General features: G+C 26.5%; 8 protein-coding genes and 1 other annotated feature. Of the genes, 5 read left to right on the top strand and 3 right to left on the bottom strand.

Features of this window, described 5'->3' with window-relative positions:
* Positions 1-229 precede the first annotated feature (229 nt).
* Positions 230-847: a flavin reductase family protein gene (locus AZI32_RS10065; RefSeq protein ID WP_061995709.1), complete on the bottom strand. Its 618-nt coding sequence runs from the start codon at positions 845-847 to the stop codon at positions 230-232.
* 408 nt (positions 848-1,255) lie between these two features.
* Between AZI32_RS10065 and AZI32_RS10060 the strand changes: the two genes are divergently transcribed.
* The gene (locus tag AZI32_RS10060; protein ID WP_061995708.1) at positions 1,256-1,993 is read left to right on the top strand and encodes an AIR synthase related protein; all 738 of its coding nucleotides are present in this window, start codon (positions 1,256-1,258) and stop codon (positions 1,991-1,993) included.
* Between the two features lie 273 nt (positions 1,994-2,266).
* On the opposite strand, the gene AZI32_RS10055 is transcribed toward AZI32_RS10060, so the two are convergent.
* The gene (locus AZI32_RS10055; RefSeq protein WP_061995707.1) at positions 2,267-3,907 is read right to left on the bottom strand and encodes a DEAD/DEAH box helicase; all 1,641 of its coding nucleotides are present in this window, start codon (positions 3,905-3,907) and stop codon (positions 2,267-2,269) included.
* A 512-nt stretch (positions 3,908-4,419) separates the two neighbouring features.
* Here AZI32_RS10055 and AZI32_RS10050 point away from each other — a divergent pair.
* The 3 genes from AZI32_RS10050 to AZI32_RS10040 all read left to right on the top strand — a co-directional run bounded on the left by AZI32_RS10050 (position 4,420) and on the right by AZI32_RS10040 (position 8,056).
* The gene (locus AZI32_RS10050; RefSeq protein ID WP_061995706.1) at positions 4,420-5,652 is read left to right on the top strand and encodes a pitrilysin family protein; all 1,233 of its coding nucleotides are present in this window, start codon (positions 4,420-4,422) and stop codon (positions 5,650-5,652) included.
* A 231-nt stretch (positions 5,653-5,883) separates the two neighbouring features.
* A complete protein-coding gene (gene recX / locus AZI32_RS10045) occupies positions 5,884-6,705 on the top strand; it encodes a recombination regulator RecX (protein ID WP_061995705.1) in 822 nt (273 codons plus the stop codon).
* 193 nt (positions 6,706-6,898) lie between these two features.
* Positions 6,899-8,056 (top strand): transglutaminase-like domain-containing protein, encoded by a 1,158-nt coding sequence (locus tag AZI32_RS10040; protein ID WP_157450887.1) that lies wholly within the window; start codon positions 6,899-6,901, stop codon positions 8,054-8,056.
* A 171-nt stretch (positions 8,057-8,227) separates the two neighbouring features.
* Here the strand turns inward: AZI32_RS10040 and AZI32_RS10035 are convergent, their stop codons facing one another.
* Positions 8,228-8,590, bottom strand: a complete 363-nt coding sequence (locus tag AZI32_RS10035) for a CDC27 family protein (protein WP_061995703.1) — start codon at positions 8,588-8,590, stop codon at positions 8,228-8,230.
* Between the two features lie 499 nt (positions 8,591-9,089).
* Positions 9,090-9,301 (top strand) — a binding site (T-box leader).
* 113 nt (positions 9,302-9,414) lie between these two features.
* Between AZI32_RS10035 and AZI32_RS10030 the strand changes: the two genes are divergently transcribed.
* A complete protein-coding gene (locus AZI32_RS10030; RefSeq protein ID WP_061995702.1) occupies positions 9,415-12,060 on the top strand; it encodes a valine--tRNA ligase in 2,646 nt (881 codons plus the stop codon).
* Positions 12,061-12,288: the final 228 nt, after the last annotated feature.

Raw genomic sequence — 12,288 nt, 5'->3', positions numbered from 1 at the left:
TCCAGTAAAATTGAAAGTTCAATAATAAAATCTATATTAAACAAAGCCGGTCTTAAAAAAGATATGTCCAGTATTACTAGGAATACATCCACTAGTAATTAACCAGAACTTTTAACTCTTAACTAAAGTAAATGTTAATCTTAAATTTTTTCATTATTACTTTTTAACACTATAATTTTGGAAGTTTTAGGCTTAGCTTTACGCCTATGCTTGGAAACCTATATATAAATTATTTTTTGAACTTTTGTTTATTTTTTTCATTAAGTTTTCGTTTAGCAGTTTTCTTTTTCATTATGGAATAACCAAACTTGCCTAAAGGTTTAGTATTTAAAGCAAAATATTCTCCATGACAATAACTAATCAAATTAGCTCTCTCAAAATGTATTTTACCTTTATCGTCAATTAAATCCTCATTTACTTTAACATTTAGAACTTCCAGTAAAAATAGGTCATGTGTTCCAAGTGGCGTGATAGATTTTAATTTACATTCTAAGGCTACTGGAGATTCTTCTAAAGACGGAGTGTTTATTTTAACAGCATCATTTAATTTAATTCCTAGATGTTTAATTTTATCAATTTTTTTACCACTAACTACTCCACAATAGTCTACCATTTTAACCATATCTTTAGTAGTAAGATTAATTACACATTCTTTACTTTCTTTTATATAATTATAGCTTAATCTTTCTGGCCTAACACCCATTGCCAATATAGGTTCCTTTGTACACACAGTACTTATCCATCCAACGGTAAATACATTTACCTTATCTTCTTTATTTTTAGATGTAACCAATACTACAGGTGTAGGATTAAGCATTACACTACCTTTAAAATTTACTTTGTTCATATTTTTCTCCTTTTGTACTGCATAATATTTATAATTATCTAATAGTAAAATGATTTCTTTATTCATATTAATTAAATTAATTCTCATATATAGAGGTTTCAAGACATTAATTTAAAGAAAGAAAAAATGCCTTTAGAACTATTAGGGACATAGTGAGTAATAATCACAATAACTTTCAATTTAAATAAACTGTCAACTATTAGTATGATATTAATCTTAAATTTTATTATTTGATAAATAAATAAGTTTAAAAGTCAAATTAGAACCCTATAGTATGAGTATATTAATAAGTTTATATAAAATTATAACATAAATTTTAAAAATTCATGGCATTTATAGATTACTTTGATATAATTTATTTGTAGAATTAAGTTATTTTAAAAAATTAAAGAGTAGGTGTTATAACATATGATAGAAAATAAGGTGAGAGATTTAGTATGTGTAGATATAGATGAAGAAAAAGTAATGGTTATAGCTTGTGATAGTAGTGGTGGAATAGGAGATAAGGAACATGATGCACTAAAAGTAGAGCCATTTATAACAGGAAAATACAGTGTAAGGGTAGGATTGTTAGAAATTCTATGTAGTGGAGCAAAAGTAATAAGTATTGTAGATAATGTTTGTGCAGAAATGGAACCTACAGGTAGAGAAATTATAAAAGGTATAAAAAGTGAAATGAAGCTAGCTGCAATAGATGGAATACCGCTAACAGGAAGCACAGAGGAGAACTTTAGAGTTACATCTACAGGAGTAGGGATTACTGTTATAGGAATTTGTGAAAAGAAAAATGCGAAAATTAACAATATAAGTGAAAAAGCAAAGGTGTATGCTATAGGTAAACCTAAGGTTGGAAGTGAAATAAATTTTTATGGTGATGATGAAATATTTTCTTATGAAGATTTAAATAAGCTTATGCAATTAGATGAAGTTTTAGAAATAGTTCCAGTAGGTTCAAAAGGAATATTGTATGAAGCAAAGGAACTAGCAACTAGTAATAAAAAAAAATTTACATTAAAGGATAATGTATATTTAGATTTGAAAAAAACTTGTGGGCCAGCAACAGTAGCTATAGTTGCAATAAAAGAAAATAAAACTGACGTGATAAAAAAATTTAAAAATGCAGTTGAAATAGGAAAAATTATTTAATTTTATTTATTTATATACAATAAATATATTATAATGTATTCCAATATAAGGCCTAAGGAAAGTATTAAAAATAATTTTTTAAAAAATTTCATTATACCCCTCCTAAAGAAAATAAAAAATAAATGGAATTAAAAATTTAAAAGCTTTTAATAAAATAGGTATATATAGAGTTTTAAATTGTCCATTATAATATAATATATGATACAAAATTGAAAAAGTTACCAAATATATTATTTAAAATAAAAAAATAAATGATAGGCTAAAGCCTAACATTTATTTTCTTTTATGAGAAACTTCGATTCTTACTTTTCTAACGTTGTTTATTTTTTGACCTGAACTATTTTTTAAGATTACATCAACTAAGTTATTAGGAACATCTATAAAAGTAAACTTATCTAATATATCAATTCTTCCAAGTTCTTTAGATTTTACTCCAGCTGTATTATCTAAAAACTTAACTAAGTCTATAGCAGAAACTTTATCAAGTCTACCTACAGATAAAAATAATCTAGCAGTATCTTTGTTGAAATCTCTATTAAAATCTCTTCTATTTGAATCTCTTCTATTTGAATCCCTGCTGAAAGGTTCTTCACATTTAAGAGTGTCTTGAGTATACTCATAGTTTAACTCTTTCTCAAATAATATTTTTATTAGTGAAGCAGTAACATCTTCAGCTCCGAATTCGTCTATTAAATTTTTAGAAGTTTGTATAAAGCTTTCATAAGAATTTTCTTCTAAAGTAGCTTTAACAGACTCTAATATACTCTCTGATTTTGAAGCATATATATCATTTAAAGTTGGTAATTGTTTTTTCTCCATTTTGCTCTTAGTTACATTTTCAATTTGTCTTATCATAGACATTTCTCTACGACTTGCAAAGCTATAAGCTGTACCTTCTTTGTTAGCTCTACCAGTTCTTCCAATTCTATGAACATAAGATTCTGTGTCTTGAGGTAAATCATAGTTTATAACATGAGTTATATCTTCTACATCAATTCCACGTGCAGCAACATCAGTAGCTATTAAATAATTTAAATTACCAGTTTTGAATTTCTTTAAAGTATTTAATCTTTGAAGTTGTTTCATGTCACCATGCATACCTTCAACTATGTATCCTTTGCTTTGTAAAGCAGAAACTAATTCGTCAACACCTCTTTTAGTCTTACAAAATAGTATAGCGCTTTTAGGTGCATCAACATCTAAAATTCTGCAAAGAGCTTCAAGTTTGTCTTTTTGACTTACTTCAAAATAAAATTGCTTTATTTTAGATACAGTTAGAGATTGTTTTGCAATAGCAATATGTTTAGCGTCAGATTTCATATAGTTTTGAGCTAAGCTTTTAATAGCTTTTGGCATTGTAGCTGAAAACAATAATGTTTGTCTGTCTTTCTTTAAATTGCTTATAATAAGCTCTATATCTTCTATAAATCCCATGTTTAACATTTCGTCCGCTTCATCTAAAACTAGGAATTTAGCGTGGTCTAATTTAAGAGTTTTTCTATTTATATGATAAAGAATTCTTCCAGGAGTTCCAACAACTATATCTACACCTTTTTTTAATGGTTTAAGTTGTTTATCAATTGATTGACCACCGAAAATTGGAAGTATTTTATATTGAGCATACTTATTTAGTTTGCTTAATTCTTCACTAACTTGTATTGCAAGTTCTCTTGTTGGAGCTAACATTATTGCTTGAACGTTTCCGTTGGAGGGTTCCATTAGACTAAGAAGTGGAGCACCAAATGCAACAGTTTTTCCAGTACCAGTTTGTGCTTGACCGATTAAGTCAAAACCTTCTAAACTTACTGGTATACTTTTAGCTTGAATATCAGACGGATATTCAAATTTTAAATCATTAATAGCCTCTAATATTGAAGGCTTAAGATTTAAATCTTCAAATTTAATTTTATTCATTAACATTCCTCTTTCTATTATGTTTTATATAAAAATTTAAATAACTTATAAACTTAATAATGTTATTCTATAATGTAGTTAGTCATATAAATCTATAAACTTATTAAATAATTAATATTTTAAGTTTTTCTAAAGTTGAAATACAACTTATAGTAACATAGTATTAACATAATATCAATGGAATATATTGAAAAAATATATATTATAACATCAATCGTGAAAATAATATAGTAGGAAAATGCAAAAAAAATTATAAATTTGATGATAAAATATAAGATTTGCTTTAGTAAGGGCAATATATTATAGTAATTTATAGGAATAAAAGAATTATTCTTGTTATGTTGAAATAAAATGATATAATAAAAATATTTAGTTTAAAACATTAAAAAATAATAATTCAGTATTCTTGTATATTTTGAAACAAAATATTATTTGAATTTTGAATGTTATTTTTAAAAATATGTCTAAAATGATTATGAAAATTTTGGGAGGAGGGTATTACTATTAAGAATATATTTGATACCTGTGATATTATTTTAGAAAATGGAATAAGACTTATAACAATAAAGAAAGAAACTCAGTTAGCTTCAGTTCATGTTGGGTTTAATATAGGGGCGTTATATGAAGTAAATGATAAAAAAGGAATAGCCCATTTCGTTGAACACATGCTTTTTAAAGGTACTAAAAACAGAGATAATGAGGCTTTAAATTATGAATTAGAATGTTTAGGGGGAGAGTATAATGCTTATACAGATTATAAGTGTACAGTATATAGTACTACAACTCTTAATGAGGAATTAAATAAGTCTTTAGATTTGTTAGCAGATTTGACAACTAACTCTATATTTCCTAGAAAACAGTTAGAAAAGGAAAGAGGAGTTATTATCTCTGAAGTAAAAAGTGGAAAAGATGATTTAGAAGAATTAAGTTTTAATAGAATAAATAACATGGCATTTTTAAAAAGTCCACTAAAGTGTGATGTAATAGGAAAAGAAAACCATATAAATGCTATGACAAAAGAAGACTTGATTGAGTTTTATAATAAATATTATGTTCCAAATAATTGCTATATATCAATAGTTTCAAACTATGATCATGATTATATAAGAACTTTAATTAATAATTATTTTGGGGATTGGGAATCAAAGGAAGTAAATAAGCCTATTGTAGAATTTGAAAAGAATATATGTAAAAAAGAAATAACTTATAAAAAGGAAATAGAACAAAGTACAGTATTGTACTTATATTCTTTCAACAATCTTACAAAAGAGGAGGAATTAGCACTTAGAGTTTTAAATCATAAGTTCGGAGAAAGTTCCAACTCAATATTATTTAGAGAGTTAAGAGAAGACAGGGGACTTGCTTATGATGTGTATACAACATTAGACTTAAGTGAAGGATTAAAAACATTATATATTTATACATCAATAGCAGAAGAAAATGTTGAAGAAACATTAGAAACTATTGATAAATGTATAAAAGATATAACAGAAGAAAAGATAGTATTTGATGATGAAACTATAGAGATTATGAAAAAGGTATTTAAAACTGCAGTGGCATCAACGTTGGAAGATGTTACAGATTTAGGAAATTATGCATTGCATCAATCTATGGAAGGTGAACCTATATATGAATTCATAGAGGAAATGGAAAAGCTAAGTGATGTAACTAAAGAAGATTTATATAAAGTGGCAAGAAAAGTTTTAAAAAATCCTACAATTCATATATTACTTAGAGATAAATAAAAGTAAAGCTTAAACTAATGAAATTTTTATTGGTTTAAGCTTTTTTAAACAAGAACGCTTAAATATTCACTCTTAAGTAAAGTAAATCGTTAACTAGAAGTGAAATATTAATTTTAAATTTTCTCATTTGAAATATTTTAAAGCTATTGAATAAATTTAAATGGGAGATTGTCTATCTAGAGTTCTTAAAGATATATAGATGCTAAAGAAAGGATCCTAATAAAAATTATTATGAAATACATTATAAGTAAAATTCAAGTTCAAAAAAATAATAAAGATAGAGTAAATGTATATGTTAATGACGAATTTTTATTTGCTTGTAGCGGTGAATTGGTTTATTATCATAATTTAAAAAAAGGTTTAGAATTAGACAAAAATAAGATTATAGAAGTTGTAGAGGAAGATAATTATATAAAGGCTAAAAATGTTGCATTAAAGGTTTTAGAAAGATCTTATAAAACAGAAAAAGAGATATATGATAAATTACTAAGTAAAGAATATGATGATAAAACTATACAAAGAGTTATAAAATTTTTAAAAGAATATTCATTTGTTGATGATATAAGATATGCAGAACTTTATATAAAAGATAAAATTAAAGTTCACGGGAAATCAAAAATAAAATTTTCGCTGTCCAATAAAGGAATAGGTGAAGATGTTATAGAAAATAAGTTAAGTAATATTTCTAATGAACAAGAGGAATTAACAGCATTAAAATTAGGCGAAAAGAAATATAACACTTTAATCAAAAGTGAAAAAAATCATTTAAAAGTGAAAAAAAAATTAAGTGATTATCTTTTAAGAAATGGATATAATTTTAGTATAATAAATAAAGTGGTAAATAGTATTGTAGTTTGTGATGATTTTTCAGAAACTGTAGAACAAAAGGAAGTAAACTTTGAAGAATTAAATAATTTAGCATTAAAAAGATTAAATGTTTTAAAAAAATCAGAAAAAAATAAAGATAAACTACATAAAAAGTTATATGATTATTTATTAAGACGTGGATATAAATATGATGAAATAAAAACTATATTAAAAGAAATATTGTAGTATATGGGGAAACAAGCCAAATTTAATTTATCCGTCACATTTTTGTTATCAGTTAGGAAAAAATAAATATAACTATTAATTATAATCTTAAATTTTCTCATTTGATAAATGCATAAATTTAGATGCAAACTTAGAACCATATAACTATAAAAGGTGGTGTTATATTCTGAAAAATAATGTGGTAAATATAATATTGATAGCAGTTTTCATATATCCTATTATCATAGGATTTCTTAAAAAGAATTCATCAGAAGCATTAAAAGAAGTAATAAATTCTATTTTTACTAGTTTAGCATTGATAGTTTCTATAATAATAGGTAGTAAAAAGGTATGGATTATTTTTCAAATGCATAATGAAGGTAAGTTCAATAATATTTATGAATACTTACCTAATTGGATAATGAATTTATGTACTAAAAATCTTTTTATTACTAGAATTGTAGTAACAATATCTTTTATATTAGTAATTCAAGGAATACTTGTGTTTATTTTATGGGTTGCTAGTAGCATAATACTAACCCCAATATTAGAGGCTATTGATAATAGTTTAAAAAGAAAATCCAATTTGTCAAGAAGAATATATGGTGCATTATTTCAAAGTCCTAAGGCAATTTGCAACTTAGTTGTACTATGCTTTTTATTAAGCTTTGGAGCTATGTTTAATAAAAATCCAAAGTATATGAATACTTTGGAAAAATCACAAATATATACTTATCTATCAAATAATGTTGTAAATCCAGTGATAAATTCAAATGTAGTTAAAAATTTGCCTCAAGTAGTGAATGATTCTTTTAAGATAATTGTTGAAGATACGGACATTAGTAAAAATGATAAAAGTGTTTTTAATGAGTATTTGGATAGAAAAGCTATAATTTATTACAATGGAATTACTTTAGATGAAGGGGTTAAATCTAGCGCTTCTATAAATAAAACTGCTTTATCTATTGTAAAAGAAAATGAAAGTACCTATGAAAAATCAAAAGATATTTATAATTGGATAGGTAATAATATAAAATATGACGATGAAAAAGCAATGGAAGTTATATCAAACAACTTAAAAATAGTAAAATCAGGAGCAGTAGAAGCTTTTAACACAGGAAAAGGTGTATGCTTTGACTATGCATGTCTATTTGTGGCAATGTGTAGAGCTAATGATATTCAAGTTAGAATGGTTATAGGTGAAGGATTTAATGGCGAACAATGGGTAAGTCATTCATGGAATGAGTTTTATGATGAATCAAGTGATAGGTGGATAAGTGTAGATACAACATTTTATTCTGGTGGAAATTACTTTGATAATAATAATTTTGAAAATGATCATAGGAATTCTAAAGTTGTAGGACAATGGTAAAATAACTAGTCAATACTGTTGATGTTTTATAGAAAAAAGCTTAATTTAAAATTAACTTTGCATATGAAAGTAAAAATCATTCCGTAACTTATATCAGGAGAAATTTCTTCCACTATAGTTTCTACAAAATTTGAAATATCAATAGGTTTTGACTAGTTATTTCTATGTTTTTTATGAAGATGCTTTGTGAAGATAAGATTTTAAAATTAAATTAATGGCTTTTTCACACTCAGTATCTTTAGGGTTTAATGACCATGCAATGTTAAAATAATTTAGTGCCTTATTTTTTTCATTAATCATTGCATAACAATAGCCAAGATTAAAGAAATAGGAGCTTTCCTTCTTTATGTTTAATGCATTATGTAAATTTATAATAGCTTTATCAAATTCTTTTAATTTGATAAAACATACTGCTGTATTATAAAGGGAAGCAGCCTCATTTTCTTTAGTTTCAATAGATTTTTTATAAAAATTTATTGCATGTTCATATTGTTTTTTATTATAAAGATCATTAGCTTTTTCAAAATATTTCATACAAGACCTCCCAAATAAAAATATAATTACATTTGTAATAATTGACAATAAGCCTTAAATTATACATATTTAAATATAATTAATAACAAATTTACAATTTAATCTAGTATTTTGGGAATACTATAGGGAAACAAGCTCACATTTAAATTTATTCAATAACTTTAAATTATTTTCATACAAGATGCAGTGTTGAGTTCCAAGTGATTCAGAGCATGTCTCACTATTTGGGGTATCCAAGTTTTGGAATGGATAATTTTAAAAGTCAACTTGGAACCCTATATAGGGAAACAAGCCCAAATTTAAATTTATTCAATAACCTTAAAATATTTTTATACAAAATGTAGTTTTGAATTCTAAGTGATTGGGAGCATGGCTCACTATTTTAGGTATCCAAGTTTTGGAATGAATAAACTTATATATAAAACTACAGTTTCGCTATATTTACTCTGTTGACTTTTATGGCAGAGTTAATATATAATTATTTAAAATAATATTTAAAATAAAAGCATTGAAAAAGAGGAGTAGGATTTGGAAATATCAAAGAGAGGAAAACTCTAGGGTGAAAGGTTTTCTATATGGAATAATCTGAAGGTAGCTTTGGAGCTTCTTTATTGAACTTTAGTAGATAAAGACGGTTGTCAAATCGTTAATTTATATGAGCCTGTTTTTGCAGGGAAAAAAGGTGGTACCACGAGTTTTTTCGTCCTTTTGGATGAAAGAGCTCTTTTTTTGTTTTATAAATTATGAAAATTAAGCATATATACATTAAAAATTTAACTTTGTAAAAAAAATATAAAAACAGATAAAGAAGAGGAGGAATTATTATGGAAAATAATAAAGAATTAGCAAAGAATTATGATCCGAAAGAGTTTGAAGAGAGATTGTATAAATGGTGGGAAGAAAAGAAGTTTTTCACACCAGAAGTTGATGAAAATAAAAAACCATATACAATAATAATGCCACCACCAAATATAACTGGACAATTACACTTAGGTCATGCTCTTGATAATACACTTCAAGATATATTAATAAGAACTAAAAGGATGCAAGGATATAGTACTTTATGGCTTCCTGGTCAAGATCATGCAAGTATAGCAACAGAAGTTAAAGTAGAAAATGCTTTACTTGAAAAAGGTTTAAAGAAAAAAGAAATGGGTAGAGAAGCATTTTTGGAAAAAGTTTGGGAGTGGTCAGAAGAATATAGAGAGAGAATAAGAACACAACTTAAAAAAATGGGTTGTTCTGCAGACTTTACTCGTGAAACATTCACAATGGATGAAGGGGTTAGTGAGGCAGTTAGAGAAGTTTTTGTAAAACTTTATAATGAAGGGCTTATATACCAAGGAAATAGAATAACAAACTGGTGCCCTAAATGTATGACAGCACTTTCAGATGCTGAAATAGAATATGAAGAGCAAGGTGGACATTTCTGGCATATCAATTACCCAGTAGTAGGTAGTGATGAAAAAATAGAAATAGCAACTACAAGACCAGAAACATTACTTGGAGATACAGCAGTAGCGGTTAATCCAAAAGATGAAAGATATGCTCACTTAGTAGGAAAAATGCTTAAATTACCACTAGTGGATAGAGAGATTCCAATAGTAGCAGATGATTATGTTGACGTTGAATTTGGTACAGGTGCAGTTAAAATAACACCAGCTCATGATCCAAATGACTATCAAGTAGGTAAAAGACATAACCTTCCTGAAATAGTTGTTTTAGAGGAAAATGGTAAAGTAAGTGAAGGTTACGGAAAATTCTCTGGTCTTGATAGATATGAAGCAAGAAAACTTATTGTTGAAGAATTAGAAAAAGAAGGATATCTTGTTAAGATTAAAGATCATAGTCACAATGTAGGAATACATGATAGATGTAAAACAGTTGTAGAACCAATGTTATCAAAGCAATGGTATGTAAAAATGGATGTTTTAGCAGAACCTGCAATTAAAGCTGTAAAAGAAAAAGAAACTAAGTTTATACCAGAAAGATTCGAAAAAATATACTTTAACTGGATGGAAAATATTCAAGATTGGTGCGTTTCAAGACAATTATGGTGGGGTCATAGAATTCCGGTTTGGTATTGTAAAGACTGTGGAGCGTTAACAGTATCTGTAGACGATGTTACAGCTTGTTCAAAATGTAACTCTTCAAATGTAGAACAAGATAAGGATGTACTTGATACTTGGTTCAGTTCTGCATTATGGCCGTTTTCAACATTAGGTTGGCCAGAAAAGTCAGAGGATTTAAGTTATTTCTATCCAACAAATACATTAGTAACTGGATATGACATAATATTCTTCTGGGTAGCTAGAATGATATTCTCAGGACTTTATAATATGGATCAAGTACCATTTGAAAATGTTCTTATGCATGGAATTGTTAGGGATGATCAAGGAATAAAAATGTCTAAGTCTTTAGGAAATGGAGTAGATCCATTAGAAGTAATAGAAAATTATGGTGCTGATGCATTAAGATTCTCATTAGTAACAGGAAATGCTCCTGGAAGTGATATAAGATTCTATGAGTCAAGAGTTGAAGCTGCAAGGAATTTTGCAAATAAAATATGGAACGCTTCAAGATTTGTTATGATGAACTTTGATGAAGATTTAATGAAAAAATACAAAGATTGTACTAATTACTCAATAGCAGATAAATGGATATTATCAAGAATGAACTCTATTATCAAAGAAGTTACTGATAATATAGAGAAATTTGAGCTTGGAGTTGCACTTCAAAAAGTATATGACTTTATGTGGACAGAATTCTGTGATTGGTATATTGAACTTGTAAAACCTGTATTATATAGTGATGATGATGAAGCTAAAGGTGTTACATTAAATGTATTAAATGATGTATTAGTAGCTGGATTAAAATTACTTCATCCTGTAATGCCATTTATAACAGAAGAAATATATACTCACTTAAAAGAGGATTCAGAATCAATAACAATTTCTAATTGGCCAGAATTTGCAGAAGAATTAAAAGATGAAAAAGCAGAAGAATATATGAATTATATTATAGATGCTATTAAAAATACAAGAAATGCTAGAAGTGAAATGAATGTTCCACCTTCAAGAAAAGCAAAAACTTATATTTATGCAACAGAAGTATCAGAGCCTTTTAAAGAGGGAGTTCCATACTTTGAAAAATTGGCTTCAGCAAGTGAAGTTATATTAATAAACTCTAAAGAAGATGCACCAGAAAATGTTGTAACAGTAGTATCTAAAGGTGCTGAAATATATATGCCACTATTAGAACTTGTAGATTTAGAAAAAGAACTTGAAAGATTAAACAAAGAAAAAGTTAAATTAAAATCAGAAATTGAAAGAGTAGAAAAAAAATTATCTAATGAGAGATTTGTATCAAAAGCACCAGCTGCTGTTGTAGAGGAAGAAAAGGCAAAAGGTGAAAAATATAAAGAAATGTATAATGCTGTACTTGAGAGTATAGAAAATTTAACTAAATAATATATATAAAATAACTTGAAAATAGTCCTTATGATTAATTGTAAGGGCTATTTTATTTTTTTAAAAATAAAATTTACATTAAATTTTTGTTATCAGTTGAGAAAAATAATTACAATAACTGTTAATTAAAAATATATAATATTTTTAAAATGGGGCTGTCGCACTAAATAATTAGTGCACAGCTTTATTTTTGCAAAAAAATAAATCTCAAACTCTATAAGCTTGAGA

The organism is Clostridium sp. ATCC 25772, assembly GCF_001573875.1.
GTDB lineage: Bacteria > Bacillota > Clostridia > Clostridiales > Clostridiaceae > Clostridium_J > Clostridium_J senegalense.
This window is presented reverse-complemented; position numbering and strand designations above follow the sequence as displayed.